General features: G+C 33.1%; 14 protein-coding genes. 11 read left to right on the top strand and 3 right to left on the bottom strand.

What is annotated here, in order from left to right; all coding sequences use genetic code 11:
- Nucleotides 1–44 precede the first annotated feature (44 nt).
- Nucleotides 45–461, top strand: a complete 417-nt coding sequence (locus JM172_RS02780) for a DUF6326 family protein (RefSeq protein WP_214480552.1) — start codon at nt 45–47, stop codon at nt 459–461.
- A 218-nt stretch (nt 462–679) separates the two neighbouring features.
- Here the strand turns inward: JM172_RS02780 and JM172_RS02775 are convergent, their stop codons facing one another.
- On the bottom strand, nt 680–1879 hold the full coding sequence (locus JM172_RS02775; protein ID WP_214480551.1) for an ornithine--oxo-acid transaminase: 1200 nt from the start codon (nt 1877–1879) through the stop codon (nt 680–682).
- Between the two features lie 357 nt (nt 1880–2236).
- Here JM172_RS02775 and JM172_RS02770 point away from each other — a divergent pair, with 357 nt between their 5' ends.
- Both JM172_RS02770 and JM172_RS02765 read left to right on the top strand, forming a co-directional pair.
- Complete coding sequence (locus tag JM172_RS02770; RefSeq protein ID WP_214480722.1) at nt 2237–3637, top strand: sigma-54 interaction domain-containing protein; 1401 nt, start codon at nt 2237–2239, stop codon at nt 3635–3637.
- Nucleotides 3638–4030: 393 nt separating this feature from the next.
- A complete protein-coding gene (locus tag JM172_RS02765; protein WP_214480550.1) occupies nt 4031–6187 on the top strand; it encodes a PAS domain S-box protein in 2157 nt (718 codons plus the stop codon).
- A gap of 69 nt (nt 6188–6256) precedes the next feature.
- On the opposite strand, the gene JM172_RS02760 is transcribed toward JM172_RS02765, so the two are convergent.
- Complete coding sequence (locus JM172_RS02760; protein WP_214480549.1) at nt 6257–7003, bottom strand: MerR family transcriptional regulator; 747 nt, start codon at nt 7001–7003, stop codon at nt 6257–6259.
- A gap of 565 nt (nt 7004–7568) precedes the next feature.
- Nucleotides 7569–9131 (bottom strand): ABC-F family ATP-binding cassette domain-containing protein, encoded by a 1563-nt coding sequence (locus tag JM172_RS02755; RefSeq protein ID WP_214480548.1) that lies wholly within the window; start codon nt 9129–9131, stop codon nt 7569–7571.
- Between the two features lie 1012 nt (nt 9132–10143).
- Between JM172_RS02755 and JM172_RS02750 the strand changes: the two genes are divergently transcribed.
- The 8 genes from JM172_RS02750 (at nt 10144) to JM172_RS02715 (ending at nt 18198) form a co-directional block, all read left to right on the top strand.
- Complete coding sequence (locus JM172_RS02750; protein WP_214480547.1) at nt 10144–11061, top strand: hypothetical protein; 918 nt, start codon at nt 10144–10146, stop codon at nt 11059–11061.
- A gap of 14 nt (nt 11062–11075) precedes the next feature.
- Complete coding sequence (locus JM172_RS02745) at nt 11076–12362, top strand: S41 family peptidase (RefSeq protein WP_214480546.1); 1287 nt, start codon at nt 11076–11078, stop codon at nt 12360–12362.
- A gap of 569 nt (nt 12363–12931) precedes the next feature.
- Entirely contained in the window at nt 12932–13630 is a 699-nt protein-coding gene (locus JM172_RS02740) for a response regulator transcription factor (RefSeq protein ID WP_214480545.1), read from the top strand.
- A gap of 1 nt (nt 13631) precedes the next feature.
- Complete coding sequence (locus JM172_RS02735) at nt 13632–14567, top strand: sensor histidine kinase (protein ID WP_214480544.1); 936 nt, start codon at nt 13632–13634, stop codon at nt 14565–14567.
- A 95-nt stretch (nt 14568–14662) separates the two neighbouring features.
- Nucleotides 14663–15586, top strand: coding sequence for an ABC transporter ATP-binding protein (locus JM172_RS02730; RefSeq protein ID WP_214480543.1), 924 nt, complete (start codon nt 14663–14665; stop codon nt 15584–15586).
- Nucleotides 15587–15643: 57 nt separating this feature from the next.
- Nucleotides 15644–16327 carry an ABC transporter permease gene (locus JM172_RS02725; RefSeq protein ID WP_214480542.1) on the top strand — a complete coding sequence of 228 codons (684 nt, stop codon included), beginning with the start codon at nt 15644–15646 and terminating at the stop codon, nt 16325–16327.
- A gap of 344 nt (nt 16328–16671) precedes the next feature.
- Entirely contained in the window at nt 16672–17412 is a 741-nt protein-coding gene (locus JM172_RS02720; RefSeq protein ID WP_214480541.1) for a toast rack family protein, read from the top strand.
- Between the two features lie 180 nt (nt 17413–17592).
- Nucleotides 17593–18198 carry a DUF2306 domain-containing protein gene (locus JM172_RS02715; protein ID WP_250886480.1) on the top strand — a complete coding sequence of 202 codons (606 nt, stop codon included), beginning with the start codon at nt 17593–17595 and terminating at the stop codon, nt 18196–18198.
- Nucleotides 18199–18429: the final 231 nt, after the last annotated feature.

Below are 18429 nucleotides of genomic sequence, written 5' to 3'. Positions count from 1 at the left end.
AATAACAGCATGTAGAATTAGATCGTTAAGAAAGGAGAATGAGAGTGCTTACAGAGAAAAAAGTAATTGATCTTGATAGAAAAACAACACTTTCAGCATTGTGGATATTTGTATTGTTAAATGTCATTTTTCGGGATATACATGAATTATTTAGACCTGGGCTTCTACAGGAAATGATGATGGGAAATGTGAATGGAACGATAATTACCGAAGAGCTTTTATTGGTATTTGGAATACTGTTAGAGATTCCAATTGCTATGGTAATTCTCTCTCGAATTTTACAGCACCGAATTAATCGCTTAATAAACATTATTGCTAGTTTCATTACAATGATTATGCTAATTATCTTTGGTGGTATAAATGATCTAGATGATATATTCTTTTTAATTATGGAAATAATAGCGTTAATCGCAATCATATGGTGTGCATGGCGTTGGCCTAGCTCTAGCCCTTCAAAGTAACCTGCTTTATTTTTCCTTCTAACAATATCACCACACTAAGATCCTTTCACTATCATTATGAATTCATCCTACTCGTATTAATCAATCTATGTTGCAAATAATTAAAACGTTACAAAATGCTCCAACGCTTGTTTGAGGTCAACAAGACGCTGGAGCATTTTGTATTTGCACTTATTTAGTCATTCGTCACTATCTTGTTGTAGTGATAGACCAAGACGTTACATTCCTAATACTTTTTGGATACGTTCAATCGCCCAGTCAAGCTCATCTTGTTTAATAACAAGTGGTGGAGCGAATCTGATAACATTTTCATGTGTTTCTTTACATAGCAAACCTTCTGCTTTAAGTGTTTCACAATATTTACGTGCTGGTTCATGTAACTCTACGCCAATAAATAACCCTCTGCCACGTATTTCTTTTATCATTGGATTATTAATTTCTTTTAGCTTATCTGTGAAGTAATTTCCAAGCTCTAATGATCTTTCTGCAAGCTTTTCATCCTCTAATACTTCTAAAGATGCAAGTGATACCGCACACGCAAGTGGGTTGCCACCAAATGTTGATCCGTGAGAACCAGGGTTAAATACATTAAGAATGTCTTTATTTGCAACTACACAAGAGATTGGGAACACACCACCACCTAGTGCTTTTCCGAGAATCCACATATCTGGTTCTACGTTTTCCCATTCAGTAGCAAACATTTTTCCTGTGCGTGCTAAGCCTGCTTGAATTTCATCAGCAATAAATAATACATTCTGTTCTTTACATAGATCATATGCTTCTTTTAAGAATCCATCTGGAGGAAAAACGATACCAGCTTCGCCTTGAATTGGTTCGAGTAGAAAGCCTGCAGTATTTGGAGTAATCGCTGCTTTCAATGCATCTAAGTCGCCATATGGTATTAGCTTAATACCTGGAAGCATTGGACCGAAGCCACGTTTATATTCAGCTTCAGAAGATAGTGAAACGGCTGTCATTGTTCGCCCGTGAAAGTTTCCTTCACAAGCAATAATTTCAGCTTGATCTTGTGCAATACCTTTAACGTCATAACCCCAACGACGTACGGCCTTAATTGCCGTTTCAACTGCTTCGGCACCTGTATTCATAGGTAAAGCCATTTCTTTACCTGTCAATTCACAAATTTTTTCATACCAAGGGCCTAGTTGATCGTTATGAAAAGCGCGTGAGGTTAATGTTACTTGATCAGCTTGATCTTTCAATGCTTGAATTATTTTTGGATGACGGTGCCCTTGGTTAACTGCAGAATAGGCACTTAACATATCCATATATTTATTACCTTCTGGATCTTCAACCCAAACACCTTCTGCTTTTGAAATAACGATAGGTAGTGGATGGTAGTTGTGAGCTCCGTACTTCTCAGTTTGTTCAATGATGCGATTTGAAGTTGTATTGTTCATCAAATTCTCTCCTTCTTTTACTTAAAAATAGTGTAGTAATATGCATTGCAATTTCCATGCCAACAAAAGGCTTTTCTTACACTATTGTTTCCCAATTTAAACTGTAATAAGTGGTTTTATATGGTATTACTTGTTTTACTGAAGAAAAAACGCCACAAAGTCTAGGTATGTATATGTTCATTTCATAGTCGAGAACAACAGTCAATGGGAAATAGACTTGTATCATTAGTATTTATCAAATATAAATATGTATTTATGCAAAAAAAATTTGCGTCATGTTATTACATTGTATGATTGGTGCATAATTATATTGCGGCTGTCATGTTGTTCATCTACAATATTATTGTGGTGATGAAGATGAATAACAAAGAACATGAAAATAAGCTTCTGTTTATATTTGATCAACTTGTAGATGAAATTGATGTCGGTGTACATGTGATAGATCAGCATGGACGAACGATAATATACAATAAAAAAATGGCACAAATAGAAGGCATGGAACGTGAAGATGTGTTACACAAAAATTTATTAGAAAGCTATACATTTCAGGATCAACAATCAAGCACACTCATACAAGCGCTCCAACATTTGCATATAACAAGGAATGTAAAACAAACATATTTTAACCTACTAGGAAAAGAAATTACAACTATAAATGATACTTTTCCAATTAGCGATAGCAAAAAACAAATGATTGGTGCGATGGAAATTGCTAAAGATGTAACTAAACTTGAGAGACTTATACGCGAAAATATGCAGAAAAAAGGAAATGCAACTTTTACATTTGAACATATTTTAAGTGATAGTCAAGTAATGAAGGAACTAATTGAGACTAGTAAGCGAGCAACACGAACATCGTCATCCGTGCTCATTGTCGGTGAGACTGGAACAGGAAAAGAATTATTTGCTCAAAGCATTCATAACGGTAGTTCTCGATCTGCAAAACCCTTTATATCACAGAATTGCGCTGCACTTCCTGATCATCTTATTGAAGGGCTATTATTTGGTACGAAGAAGGGTGCCTTTACAGGAGCAATAGAGCGGCCAGGGTTATTTGAACAAGCGGAAGGCGGGACATTACTGCTTGATGAAATCAATTCTTTGAATCCTGTATTACAAGCTAAGCTGTTACGTGCACTTCAAGAAAAAAGTATACGTCGCATCGGAGACACGAAAGATACGCCAATCGATGTACGTATTATAGCAACAATGAATGAAGATCCAATAGATGCAATTGCCGAAGGACGATTAAGAAAGGATTTATATTATCGCTTAAGTGTAGTCTCAGTATTTATTCCGCCATTACGTGATAGAAAAGAGGACATTAATCTGCTATTAAAAAGTTTTATTAACAAGTATAATAAACTGTTTGGGATGAGTGTTAAACAAATCGACGATCAAGTAATGAGATCTTTTTATGAATATGATTGGCCTGGAAATGTAAGAGAACTGGAACATATCGTAGAAGGTGCAATGAATTTTATTGAAGAGAATGAAGACATTACATTTGCACATTTACCAATTCAATTTAGAAATAAACCTCAGTTCAAGCAGCATACTATTCACGTTGCCTTAAATAAGGAGGAGTCATTGAAAACACTTGAAGAATATATGAATAATATGGAGGTTGAGTATATTACAAAAGCTCTTCAAGTTAATGATTATAATATATCTAATACTGCAAAAGCTCTTGGCATGAGTAGACAGAGCCTTCAATATCGACTGAGAAAATATCAAATTAACAGGGACTATTCGTGAACTTATCATTATTGTTAATACATTTGAGTAATTAGGTATGTTTTTCTAGACTTTGGATAGGTATTTTTCGAAAATTATGTTGCTTATAAAAGATTGTGTTTCTCTGCTAGTTTTTAGTATGAACACCAATATTAATGAAACAAGAATCGTTCCTCATTGATTTAGGTTTTCTTCATAAACTTTGTTGCTAAGAAGACTAAATACATGAAAAATGCTCGGTTTATAGTTATTTTTTTCTTAGTACGAAAAACAACAATCATGGTGAAAACAGCATTGATATACGAAACACAGCTAAGTGTTTTTTCTGTATAAGCAGATATTAGACCTTCCATGTAGCAAACAATTCCATTACAATTATAGTGTAAACTTTAAATGAGGGAGACTGGATGATAAATGGAATATATAGTTGGGTCGTTTAATCCATTTCTTATATTATTGTCGATTATACTAACTATATTAGCTACTTATACGGCTATAGATTTATTATTAATATATAAAAATGCAAAAAAAAATAAACGACGTATATTTATTAGTGGATCTATTTCTATGGCAATTGGCATTTGGATCGTTAATTTTTTAGGTATACTTGCTAGTGCTCCAAAAGGGATAAAGATATTTCATATACCTCTAGCGACTTTTTCTTTCATTCTAGCACTATTATTTACCGCAACTTCCTTTTCTTTAGTAACTAAGAAATCCACGAAATTTATACATATTTTCATATGTAGTTTAGTAATGACGATTGGTCTTGTCACTAGCCATATTATTGGTATTTCAGCTGTGTCTGATGTTGTCTATAATTTGTTGCTAGTTGCTTTATCAAGTATGATCGTATTAGGAACTTTTGTACTTACTTTTTGGATTTTGTTTCAGCTGCCAACACAGTCTGCAACTATTCGAACATGGATCACACCGATTTGCTCTTTTCTAATTACTTGTGCAATTGTACAAAATCATTTTATTTTAATTAGAGCCTCTAACCTCCAGTTTCACGGCGGGGGTGGATTGGAGCAAAGTGGGAATCAAGATGTCACAGCACTATTTGTTGTACTAGTATTTTCTATAATGATTTTTTCAGGACTATTGGCAAATAGCATTTCATTAAATAGAAGAGTAGCGTCTAAAGAGACATATGCAAAGGATATTACAACCGCATTAGATGAATCTTCAATTGTCGCTATTACTGATGCTAAAGGATCTATCACATACGTGAATGATAAATTTGTGCAAATATCCAAATATGAGGAGCATGAATTACTTGGACAGAACCATAGAATTTTGAATTCTAATTATCATTCATCTACGTTTTTCCGAGAGCTATGGCAAACGATTGGTCATGGTGATGTATGGAAAGGACAAATTAGAAATAGAGCAAAGGATGGAACCCATTATTGGGTAGATACAACGATTGTGCCATTACTTAATAGCAAAGGAAAACCTTATCAATATGTATCGATTAGAAATGATATTACGAGTAAAAAGCTGACAGAGCTTCAGTTGAAGGATAAATTAAAAGAAATAAGCGATATCAAATATGCTTTAGATCAATCAACAATTGTGGCAATTACTGATCGTCAAGGCTTTATTACTTATGCAAATGATGAATTTTGTAAGATTTCTAAATACGATAGAGAGGAGTTGCTCGGCAAGAATCATAGTTTGTTGAACTCTAGATACCATTCGGCTGATTTCTTTAAAAACATGTGGCAAACGATAGGGAATGGTGACATATGGAAAGGTGAAATTCGTAATAAAGCCAAGGATGGAACATTTTATTGGGTTTATACAACAATTGTACCTTTTACTAATGAGGATGGAAAACCGTATCAGTATTTAGCGATTAGAAATGACATCACAGATCAGAAAAAAACAGAAGAAATGCTCCATCGACAAGATAAATTAGCTGCGGTCGGTCAATTAGCAGCAGGTGTTGCTCATGAAATTCGAAATCCACTCACTTCAATGAAGGGGTATGCGGAATTTTTAAGAGAGGATGAAAATAATATTGAACGACAGGAATTCCTCGATATTATTCTTGATGAAATTGAACGAGTGAACTCTATTGTTGAGGACTTTATGGTACTTGCAAAACCTAATGCACCATTGTTAATAGTGAGGGATATTATACCAATGATAAATAATGTCTTATCATTGTTAGAATTTGAAGCTAAAAAAAGGAAAGTAAAACTTAAATTCGACTATAACGAGGAAGAAATAAAGGTCGCATGTGATGAAAATCGCTTAAAGCAAGTTTTCTTAAACTTTATTAAAAATGGTATAGAAGCGATGCCAAATGGTGGAGACCTTATTGTAAGAGCGGTCATTCTCGATGAGCATGTTCAAATTTCCATTCATGATACAGGTGTAGGCATTCCAGAAGAAAAGATGAAGAAGTTAGGTGAACCATTTTATACGACAAAACAAGATGGAAATGGGCTTGGGCTAATGGTTAGCTTTAAAATAATTGAAAGTCATTATGGTAAAGTTTTTATTGAAAGTGAAGAAAACAAAGGAACAACCTTTAATATTTTGTTGCCTAAAACGGCTTAGCATAGAAAAGAGGGCAGGAGAGTTCTGCCCTTTTTGTATGTGGTAATTTTCTAGGTTAAATGATAATGGTTATTTCTTCATGTTATCTGCAAAAATTCCCATTGATTTACACATGAATTTTGCTAAGCCTTCACCGTATTTGTCAATATTCTTTGTGAACCGATCATCATTAACATACAATTGCCCTAATCCTTTAAATGCCTCAGGAGAATAATTTCCTATCTTATTCAAAAGATCATACCATTCTTTAATTGCTTCTTGTGCTACTTGTGATTCAGGTGAACGATCTCGAAGTAATGCAAGCTTCATACACACTGAGTCCCACTCTTTGGAAAAATGCTCCCTTTCATCTTTAGACATATTTGTTATACCAGTGTTTACTGTATCTACAGCTTGATCTCCCCACCGTTTACGTGCTTCCTCCTCGTAGGGATTATGACTAAAATCAAAGCCTTCGAATTTTTCTTTATTCGTCATGTGAATTTCTCCTTTCATATGCTTGATTGTTTTATTAATCGTTGTAATCATGTTATCTAGTCGACGTCGCTTTTCTATTAACATTTGTTGGTGAAGTTCTAACGCTTCACGCCGGTTAAATGAAGGGCTATTAATAACCTCTTTAATTTTTTTTAAAGGGAAGCCAAGCTCTCTAAAAAAGAGGATTTGTTGTAATGTTTCAAGATTATCATCGGTATATAGCCGATAACCAGCTTCAGTCACTTTAGCTGGTTTTAGCAGTCCAATTTCATCATAATGGTGTAGTGTGCGCACACTTATACCTACCAAATCTGCAACTTCTTTAACTCTCTTTGACATGGTTATAACCTCCCTTCAACTTTTACTATAAAGTATAACGTAACGTTAGAGTCAATATGAAAAGGGAGTTTTTCATAAATTGTTGTTTTCGTACAAAAAATACCACGAATACCATAGCTTTTGTGGTATTTTTCTTATATAAAACGATGACTGTTACGAAAGTTTCTAGTTTAGGAGCAATAGCAACAAAGATTACGAAAAGGCCTAAAAAAGAGATATGAGAAGAAATAAGGATGGATGTAGAAAATTTTAAGGGATCTTTTACTTTTTTAAAACGATGGAGGTAAAATAGCTTACAACTTTGTTGGATTTTACAAATTTTCAGCGACAAACAAAGTTATATTACTATTTTATAGAAGGAAAGCTACTACGAAATAGTGGTGATTAAGTATTTTTTCTTATACCAGATCAACCTTCGATCAGAAAATAAAAAAGACCGCAAGTTGTTAACTTAACGGTCTTAATCGATTGTGCATTAGTTTTTATGAATGTCTAACTATACCGTATTGGCTTAATTTTACCTATGGAATAGTCTTAGGTGTTGAAAAATTTGGTATTTTCTTAGTTATGCTTGTTCAATAGTTTCGTTAGCCCATTCTTCAACATTCCAAACTTTTGTTACCCAATCCTCATAGAAGTCAGGTTCGTGACACACTAGGAGAACCGTTCCTTTGTAAGCTTTTAACGCTCGTTTTAGCTCTTCTTTGGCAACGACGTCTAGGTGATTTGTTGGCTCATCGAACAGTAACCAGTTACTTTCATTCATGAGTAACTTACATAGACGTACCTTTGCTTGTTCTCCACCACTTAATTGATTAAGAGGTCTTGAAATATGCTCGTTTTTTAAGCCGCAACGTGCAAGTACTGCTCTCACCTGGTGCTGGTCTAACTGTGGAAACTCATTCCAAACATCGTCAATAGGTGTAATACTTTCTACTTTTACTTCTTGCTCAAAATAAGATGGATAGAGAAAATCTCCACGCATAGCTGATCCACTTAATGGATTGATCGTCCCTAGTATCGTTTTTAATAGCGTAGACTTTCCAACTCCGTTACATCCAACGATGGCAATCTTTTCTCCTCGCTCGATCGTCATTGTTAACTTAGGTAATAGTGGATTTGTATAGCCTATTTCAAGGTCTTTTCCTTCAAAGACAAAACGACTACTTCCACGTGATTCTTTAAATTCGAATGTTGGTTTCATCGCCATTTCAGGGCGATCAATCCTCTCCATCCGATCTAATTGCTTTTGGCGACTTTTTGCTCGTCCAGTAGTTGAATATCGTGCTTTATTTTTTGCAATAAAATCTTCTTGTTTTTTAATATGCTCTTGTTGCTTTTCATATGCTTGAAGGTGTTGGTTTTTATTGATGTCCGCCATTTCTAGGAATTTTTCGTAGTTTGCGGTATACCTTGTTAACTTTGAAAATTCGAGATGAAATATTACATTTACAACCCTATTCATAAATTCTGTATCATGTGAAATTAACATAAAGGCGTGAGGGTATTCTTTTAAATAATGGCTAAGCCAGTTTATATGCTCAACATCTAAAAAGTTAGTCGGCTCATCTAGTAATAGTACTTTCGGTTGCTCTAATAATAGTTTAGCAAGTAATACTTTTGTGCGTTGCCCCCCACTTAGTGTGGCAACATCTCGTTCTAAACCAATGGCATCTAGGCCAAGTCCACGAGCTGCCTCTTCAACTTTCAGATCGAGTGAATAAAACCCTCCAGCATCAAGCTGATCTTGAATATCTCCCATTTTTTCTAGTAAGACTTCTAATTCCTCTGGAGAGGCAGTAGCCATTTGTGATGTTATCTCATTCAACTGTTTTTCTTGTTCAAAAAGTGGTAAGAAAGCATCATTTAACACGTCTTTTATTGTTTTTCCAGGAGTTAATACTGTATGTTGATCAAGGTAGCCATATTCAACATTCGGCGTCCATTCCACTCTACCGGTATCATGGATTAGTTGTCCGGTAATTATATTCATTAACGTCGACTTACCTACACCGTTTGCCCCGACTAGCCCCACATGTTCTCCAGCTAATAGTCGTAGAGAAACATCTTTAAAAAGCGTACGATCTCCAAAACTATGACTTAAGTCATCAATTGCTAATAAACTCATTGATTTATTCCTCCAATATATATCTTAAAGAATTACCTCGACTCATAATACTAAATAGGAGTCTAGATTACTATTGTTTTCAATTGTAAATAAACAGCCTAATTATATAGGTTTTTTTCTGTAGTTTCTTCTGTCAATCATAACATATAGAATGAAGAAGCAGTATCGTGGATATATTCCAATTTTATCTCGATGATATTCTAGGATAAAGTACACTAATTGGTGGGAAACCACTCTAAAAAAGACAGATTATTTTTTTTGTGATGAAGCTTGGTTTCGCATTCATTGTTACTTTTAATAATAGGTTGTTTTCGTGGCATCTTTGCTACTTTTACAATGATTGAGTTCTCATAAAACTCATCATATTGTCAAAGTTTAGTAGAAGTAGCAACAAAGTTAAGTTTCTAGATCCCGTCAGGATGAAGAAGGATTTTCAATACACCGAATTAATGTATAAAAATATATGTTATCAAATAATTAAAGAAATGGTCTGTCACTCATATTACAGCATGTAAGTAGTTGATTCTTTATAATAAACGCTAAGCTGAGTAAAAGATAATAAAATTACAAGCAATATAATGAAGTACTTGTGTAGATACTAAGGTATTCGGTCAAGAGATAAAAAATTGTCATGATTTTCACAACAGATTTTTTATTACTGATAGATTAGGTAAACTACATAAAATAATTTCTTCAATAAACATAAAATGAGTCTGAATGATTGATATGAACACCAAGTCAAAGCCTAAAAGCAATCTACCTCTAATCGTAGTCATAGTGAAAAGTTGACAATTAAATGTTTTTTGTTATTTATTCTAGTAGCATAAGTGTTCGTAAACTAATAAAATATATAAAAACAGGATAAATATGGATTGGGGGTATAAATATTAAATAATAAAATTATCTAGAAAACCAATAAAGTCACATATTAATATGTTAAAGACAATAAAGCGTAGGTAATTGAAATGGGTATATTGTGGTCAAATATTTATACTAAGGGTATGGAGATTTTATGATAGATAATAGATTAGAATATGACATAAACAGTTTTCAGTCAGAAAAACAAATGAAAGAATTACTGCGTTCTTGCTTTGGAGATGATGAACAGTCAAAGGAGTATTTCTTAAGAGGGTTCAAGAGTACCATGAAAATATGTTCCATCTCTGTTTTATATAATAAGAATTTAGTAGGGATGGCAGTAGCTTGGAAATCGGTATTCCATCCGTACTGTACGTACATCTCTATAGCTGCTAAGCCATTATATATTGTTGACTTGCATAAATTACTTGAACAACTTCAGTACTATTGTGACGATATGCTTCCTTTACAAACATCAATTTGGGAAACCACGCTTAAGCTTAAGAATTTCTATGAATCAACGGGTTTCAGAGAAGTTAGAAGAACGTATAACAGTTTATTAGATCTTTCATCAGTAGCTGATTTGTCAGTGATTGTAAACGAATTACAGCTTAAACATGATGAATACTCGGTAGTGAGCCTTTCGGATATTAGCTGTAACAACGAACTTAAAGAAGAAATTGTTATGCTTATAAAAAAGACGTATGAATCAACACATACTATCAACCCATTAGGTGTTCATGACTTAAATAAATGGGAACAATTAATATATAACGAGGACACCCTTTTAGAAGGTAGTTATATTATAGTATATAAAAGTAATGTATTGGCATTTTCGCTTTTACACTATTCAGATGATATGAATAAACTTGAATTTGGCTGGCGTGGAACAAAGAATGGTATAGATGAAAACTTAATTTTACTACTGACGGCTCATCAAATTAACTTCGCAAAAACTAGAGCATATAAAGCCATTGAAGCTGAAATCGATAATACTGATCCATATTCCGTAGCAATGGCAAGTTTTTTTCCGTTTTCACCTTCGCCGACGCTCATAACATATCAAAGGTAATTGGAGGATACCGAATGTATTATAAAATTTTTAACGAAATTGTTTCTATTATGCAGCATGATTATTCAGGGTGTGTTGATAAACGAGGATGGGATCATCCAAATAATTACCTTTCTAAGATTAAGAGTCTAGAGGAGGACAGTGCTTTAAATCCACAAAAATTTGTTGAAATTGTTAAAGACTATCTAATTGATTTTAAAGACCATCATATAAAATTTCGATTATTAAATAGCAGCGAAGGAAAACAGTATGAAAGCGATTTTAAAGTTAGGAGATATAATGATTTTTTGTACATCACTTCAGTTGGTAAAGAAACAACAAGTGTAGAAAAAGGACAAAAAATTATTTCAATCGACAATATATCAATTCCTGTATTAGCAAAAATACACGAAAGAAATTTAAAATCAGCCAATCCAGAAAGACAGGACTGGAACGCAGTAATAAATCAATATGAATATTGCGAGCTAATCGATCATGAAGGAGTGAAAAAAACTGTTGGACTAACAAAATATGAGCAAACTTCTTATATTCCAACATATACGATTGAAAAGCTACAACACCGTACATTATTGATGACTATTACTGATTTTGATAACCCAGAGGCGATTACCAACTTAATTAATGAGCATGCGGAAGAAATAGCAAATAGTGAAAATCTATTAATTGACGTAAGAGTAAACCATGGTGGGAGTGATACTTCCTTTTATTCATTACTTCCGTACATTTTTGAAGATAGGGTTATTAACCTTTTTGATGAAAGTGAAGATGACATGTATTTTCATTGTACTGACCGTAATTATCGTCTTTGTATCGATAGCATCAATAACTCTATAAAAATGACAAAAGATCCAATTGCATTGAAATCTCTTACGGTTTTACGTGATGAATGGGAAAAACATCAAGGGAAAGGGTTCGTTAAGTTTGATTTCAGTGATTTAAAGCAATTAGCCATCTTTTCAGGTTCAAAATCCCCAAATAAAATTATTATACTTACAGATGTATATTGTGGAAGTTCAGGTGACTCTTTTGTTGAACTATGTAAAAAGTCTTCAAAGGTCACAGTAATCGGCAGACCTACAGCAGGTGTAAATGATTACTCTAGCCTCGCAGTTATGAAATGGAATAATTTATTCGAACTATGGTATCCAACTACTAGGTTAACTAGAATTGAGCAAGGTAGGGGGATGTCAGGTGTAGGCATTAAGCCAGATGTTTATATTCCTTGGACACCGTTACATATTGTTGAAGATATAGATTTAAAAGAAGCACAAAAGATTTTAATGAAGTCAAGCGTTCATTAAAATGGAATGAACGCTTGATCTGGTTTACGACTATTACAAAACAATTATTGATCCTTAGAGTTCATTTAATAATAACAACTTATATTCATAATATAGTCATTGTTATTCATTAAGACGCTTTTATATTAAAAAGCGTCTTTGTTTATGTGGTCCATATCAAGCCAGTTCGGGACAAATGAAATTATACTTTGGCCTTATGCATCATATATGGTCGCTATGAAGCTATGAGCTTTTACATCAATACTGGAATCAGTAGAATTATCTATGTTGGTAACATAGGCTAAATACCATACAACCATCTCTTTAACAAATGATTCATTTTTTATATCGTAATCAATTGTTGAGAAGTGAGCATTATTTTTACATACTGCAGTCTATGAAAATATAATTTAAATTACATATTAAAGGTGTAAAAAAATAACATATTAGAGCTGTAAAATTCCATAAAACATACTAATAATAAAGGATTTGTTAATTTATATCTAGTAATGTTAGTAAAGGCTATTAGTTTATCAACAATAAAAACAGATTTTGTGACTATGCATTTTTAAGAAAAGGGTGAATGGGTTATGGAAGCAAAAGTTTTGGTTGTAGAGGATGATCTATCAATTAGTGAAATGGTTGAAGAATATTTGACAAAAGAAGGGTATTTGATAACGACTGCCTATGATGGAAGAGAAGCTGAAAGAATACTAATAAATAACGAATTTGATTTGATTTTATTAGACATTATGCTTCCACAACTTAATGGTATAGATTTATTAAAGTTAATCAGAGAAAAAAGTACGATCCCAATTTTAATCATGTCAGCTAAGGACAGTGATGTTGATAAAGCATTAGGTTTAGGTTTTGGTGCAGATGACTATATTGCAAAGCCATTTTCAATGATAGAGTTGTCCGCTCGTGTTCAAGCAGCAATAAGGCGCGCTAAACAATATTCGCAAAATAGGGAAACTAATGAAGCGAAGATAGTGAAATATAATGGACTTAAAGTTGACCTTAATAATTTTTCAGTTAGTAAGAATGGGAAGGAAATTAAGCTAACTTCAAAAGAATTTCATATTTTAAAGTTATTTATTTCACATCCGAATAGAGTTTTTACTAAAGAGCAGATTTATCAATTGATATGGGATGATGGTTATCTTGGAGATGAGAATATCATTAATGTACATATGAGAAGGTTGCGAGAAAAAATTGAAGAGAACCCTTCTTCGCCTATTTATATTAAAACTTTATGGGGCATTGGCTATAAGTTAGGGGACGTTTGAAATGACTTTTTTCTTGCTTATGGTAATAGGCCTATTAACAATTGTTATTTTCGTACAATATAAATCGATGCGTAATCGAGATAATGATATAACGTATATCTATAAGAAGCTAAGCAACATTATTACACAAGATTCTAGTGAAAAGTTATTACTTGTCACAAGTCATAATGAGCTACAAATGCTGTTAATTGAAATCAATCGGCTATTGAATAAGAATCAACAAATGATTTCTGATTTCACTAAATTAGAAATATCAATGAAGAAAATGCTTTCAAATATTTCTCACGACTTAAAAACACCATTGACTGTCGTGTTAGGTTATATTGAAACGATCATTCAAAATCCTAATATAAGCATGGAAGAAAGAAATAGATTATTAACGAAAATACATAACAAAACGATTGAAGTATCTGAACTCATTAATAAATTTTTCGATTTAGCAAAGCTGGAGTCAGGGGATAAAGAAATAGCTTTGACTAGAGTGAATATGAATGAGATTTGTAAAAAAAACATATTGAGCTTTTATGATATTTTAACAGCAGAAGGTTTCAAAGTTGTTATAGATATACCTGAAAATACGATTTTTTCACTAGCAAATGAAGAAGCTCTTGATAGAATATTAAACAATTTAATTTCGAATGCGATTCAATATGGGAGCGATGGAAAGACAATTGGAATTAACTTATCGAACGATCCTGAGTACGTATACGTAGAAGTTTGGGATAAAGGGAAAGGGATTCATGAATTACATAAAGACCTAGTATTTGAACGGTTGTTTACCCTTGACGATTCAAGAAATAAACAGTTTCAAGGGAGTGGACTTGGACTTACAATTACGAAGAGACTGATTGAAGAATTATCAGGGGAAATAACTTTACATAGTATTCCACATGAAAAAACAAGTTTTTGCTTTAAATTAAACAGATTAACATTATGATCGCAATCTTAAGATTTTTGTAAGAAATAAGAGATAAAAAAGAAAATTATGATGGGTATGATATGACATAGAAGCTTTAAGAAAGGGGAATGAACATGACTTTTATTTTGAAAACTAACCAGTTGACTAAAGTAATAGAAGGTAAAGAAATAATTTCTAATGTAAACATGAAAGTAAAAAAAGGTGAAATTTATGGTTTTTTAGGGCCTAATGGGGCTGGTAAAACAACAATTATGAAGATGATAACAAATTTATTTAAGCCAACGAGTGGTGAAATAGAGATCTTCGGTGAGAAATTAACGAACACATCTTACGAAATTTTAAAGAGATTGGGAAGTATTATTGAGTATCCCATTTTTTATGAAAAGCTTACAGCAAAGGAGAATTTGGAGTTGCACTGTGAGTATATGGGATATCACGATAAAAGTGCTATAAATCATGCGTTGCAACTTGTAAATTTAAAAAATGTAGACGACAAATTGGTTAAACATTTTTCGCTAGGTATGAAACAAAGGCTTGGGATAGCACGAGCGATTATTACAAAACCGGAGTTATTAATCTTAGATGAACCGATAAATGGACTTGATCCTGTTGGTATAAAGGAGCTAAGAGATTTATTCAAAATGTTAAGCAAGGAGTACGGTATTACGTTACTCATTTCGAGTCATATATTAGGAGAAATTGAACAAATTGCAGATACAATTGGCATCATTAAGGACGGAATATTAATTGAGGAGCTTTCAATGGATAATGTTAGACAATTAAATACTGAGTTTATCGAAATGATAGTAACAGATTGTAAAAGGGCTGTTTTTGTTTTAGAACATACGCTTAGCATATCAAATTTTAAGATAATGGATGAAAAATGTATTAGAATTTATGATTCAAATATTTCACAAAGTGAAATTTCCAAAGCGTTAATTTTAAAGGATGTCGACATTGAATCTATTACAAAGAAAAACAATACACTAGAGGAATATTTCTTAAAAATGATTAATGGGGATGGGAAGATTGCTTAAACTGAATGAGGTAAGAACTGAGGAAGAATAAAGGTATAACGATGAGAGGTGGATATGATGCTAAATTTAATGAAATTAGAACTAAAGAAACATAATTTTAAAGGGATTATGAGAGGAGTAATTATAGCGAATATTTCAATTACACTTTTTTTTGCTATGATTTATTATATAGAAAAAGACAACTTTATCCCAGATTATAATGAGTTATTTTTAATAATTGATACGTTTGTTAGAATTACCTTTGTAATCTTTGCGGCAGTTCTTATTGCTAAATTAATTATTGATGAATATAAAAATAAAACAATTTCTGTCCTATTTACTTATCCTATTAACAGAAAAAAGTTGATATTTTCGAAGCTGATCATGATTAGCGGATTTACTTTTTTTACAATTTTGTTATCTAATATAATTATAGCTACTATTTTTATTATACTTGAGTCATACAATCATTATATCCCAGATGTTATGACGACGGATTTAATTGTAAATCAGTTTAGTAGAATGGCGGTTCAAGCCGTTGCAGCTTCAGGCATTTGCTTAATTCCGCTTTATTTTGGTATGAAGAAAAAATCAGTACCAGCAACGATTGTTTCCTCCATAATAATTATTTCAATACTTAATTCAAATAATGGTGGCTTTTCCTTAAGTTCCATTATCATCATACCATTGGCTCTATGTGCTATAGGGGTAGGGGTTGCTTACGTATCGATAAGAAATATAGAAAATGAAGATGTTTTGTAATGGCTGTTTTCACATTGATTGTTGCTTTTCGTACTAAAAAATAAATACGTATAACCCAAGCATTCGTGATATCTTTGCTCATGTAGCATGAGTTCAATGCATAGATTTAGTTGTTGCTGTCCTTAATTAGTCTCTTATAACAGCAAATCGAAAACGGTTCCCTAATATTAAAGGCTTAAGTTTACTTGAACGTTCAATATTAGTCTGTATTGGGTAATCCCTTAGTAGGAAAGATCCATCTTCTAAGCCTCAGGTCTTAGCAACAATTAGAGCTCAAGAGCGTTAATGGTAACGGGAATCTCCAGTATGATAAATATTAGCTAACTAAAAGGGGGAAATTTTCAATGAGGAAAATTACACTTGTAGGTATTGTAATCGGTACGTTATTAATTGCTGCATTTGGGTTTAGTATGACAACCGGCGGAACTACTCAGAGAGAAGAAACAATTGAGATAAAAAAAGATCAAGCGAAAGAACTAGATGTTAATCTTTCCTTTGGAGTAGGTGATATACATGTATCTGAAGGGGCAAATGAATGGGTTGAAGGAAATATAGCATACAAAGATAAAAATTTAAAACCTGATGTATCATATGATGTGAGAAGAGAGACTGGGAAGGTAGAAATTACCCAAAACCGTAAAAATTCCTTTTTCGATCTTAATTTTGATATTCCTGGTAAAGGTAGCTTTAAAAATAATTGGGATTTAAAATTATCGGATGAGGTTCCAATAGACCTTAACGTTGATGCTGGGGTATCCGATACTGAATTAGATTTACGTGGTTTGTTGTTAAGTAATTTAGAGATTGATACTGGTGTTGGTGATATGACATTAGATTTAAGAGGTGATTGGGAAAAGAGCTTTGATGTCCGTATTAACGCTGGTATAGGGAGTACAACAATTCTGCTTCCTAATGAAGTGGGAGTAAGGGTTCATTCAGAAAAGGGGATCGGATCTGCTAATTTCAAAGGACTGATTTCTGATGGTAACGGAATCTATGTAAATGATGCCTTTGAAAATGCTGATGTGATAATAGATATTGATACAGATGTCGGTATTGGTGAAATTACATTTGAAGTAAAATAATGTAGCGTCATATATATTGAATATTAAAAATATTTAGAATTATATTGAATTAACACTTCTCTCTGAACGGTGTAAATATCGTTTAGAGAGTGATTTTGACCTAGTAATCCTTAGAAGGTCCTTTTCGTAGGGATGGGAGTGTAGAGAGTGAAGAGGTTGGGATGGTGGGGGATACTTTTATTGGCACTTGTAATTTGCAGTTATGCAGTGTTACAATACGGCTTTTTTGGTGTAGAAACCTCAGGCTTTATAAGTGATAAAATTGAACAATACGGACCACAAAGTAAGATGTGGTATGTGACACTCTTTGTTCATGTTTTCGGTAGTTTATGCTCCTTGCTACTTGGTCCATTTCTTTTATCTGAAAGGTTCAGGAAAAGAAATATTAATGTTCACAAAATGATGGGCAAAGTTTATCTCCTTAGTGTTTTCATTGGTGGTATTTCAGGTTTATTGTTAGCATTTTACGCAACAGGGGGCTTGATAGCACAGGTTGGCTTTGGATTGTTAGCTGTAAGCTGGTTATTATCTGGCTTAATTGCTCTAAAAATGATTAAAGAGCAAAAAATCCTTTTACATCGCAAATGGATGATGAGAAACTATGCACTGACATTTGCAGCAGTGATGCTACGAATATGGTTACCAATATTTATACTGATCTTTGGTGAGGCTTCGTTTCATATTAGCTATCAAATAATCTCGTGGTTATGTTGGGTTCCTAACCTGATTGTTGTAGAACTAGTTATGAGGTCACAAGCCTTTCATGACAATGCTCTTAAACTTTAATTTGAGAACTTTTATTTAAGTAGCTATCGCTTAGAATATTATTTACCGGACTAGGAATAAACCGGTAAGCAATTAGCATTCGTGACATCATGATTTATAGGCAATGAGGAAACCCGTATAAAACCACATCATGCTGTTCTAATTTTATTGAAACATAGCAGCAAACTTTACGAAAAGAGCCTTTATTTTTAGCTAAAGAGCTTTGTTCATTTTTGTACGTTCACTATAAAT

Source organism: Bacillus sp. SM2101 (assembly GCF_018588585.1).
GTDB lineage: Bacteria > Bacillota > Bacilli > Bacillales > SM2101 > Nanhaiella > Nanhaiella sioensis.
Note: the sequence above shows the minus strand (reverse complement) of the source record. Positions and strands in the feature narration are given on the sequence as shown.

Coding starts and splice junctions, on each gene's coding strand:
- JM172_RS02750 (WP_214480547.1), top strand. CDS start 10,144: ATGATAGATAATAGATTAGAATATGACATAAACAGTTTTCAGTCAGAA.
- JM172_RS02730 (WP_214480543.1), top strand. CDS start 14,663: ATGACTTTTATTTTGAAAACTAACCAGTTGACTAAAGTAATAGAAGGT.
- JM172_RS02725 (WP_214480542.1), top strand. CDS start 15,644: ATGCTAAATTTAATGAAATTAGAACTAAAGAAACATAATTTTAAAGGG.
- JM172_RS02765 (WP_214480550.1), top strand. CDS start 4,031: ATGGAATATATAGTTGGGTCGTTTAATCCATTTCTTATATTATTGTCG.
- JM172_RS02735 (WP_214480544.1), top strand. CDS start 13,632: ATGACTTTTTTCTTGCTTATGGTAATAGGCCTATTAACAATTGTTATT.
- JM172_RS02745 (WP_214480546.1), top strand. CDS start 11,076: ATGTATTATAAAATTTTTAACGAAATTGTTTCTATTATGCAGCATGAT.
- JM172_RS02720 (WP_214480541.1), top strand. CDS start 16,672: ATGAGGAAAATTACACTTGTAGGTATTGTAATCGGTACGTTATTAATT.
- JM172_RS02755 (WP_214480548.1), bottom strand. CDS start 9,131: ATGAGTTTATTAGCAATTGATGACTTAAGTCATAGTTTTGGAGATCGT.
- JM172_RS02760 (WP_214480549.1), bottom strand. CDS start 7,003: ATGTCAAAGAGAGTTAAAGAAGTTGCAGATTTGGTAGGTATAAGTGTG.
- JM172_RS02740 (WP_214480545.1), top strand. CDS start 12,932: ATGGAAGCAAAAGTTTTGGTTGTAGAGGATGATCTATCAATTAGTGAA.
- JM172_RS02770 (WP_214480722.1), top strand. CDS start 2,237: ATGAATAACAAAGAACATGAAAATAAGCTTCTGTTTATATTTGATCAA.
- JM172_RS02775 (WP_214480551.1), bottom strand. CDS start 1,879: ATGAACAATACAACTTCAAATCGCATCATTGAACAAACTGAGAAGTAC.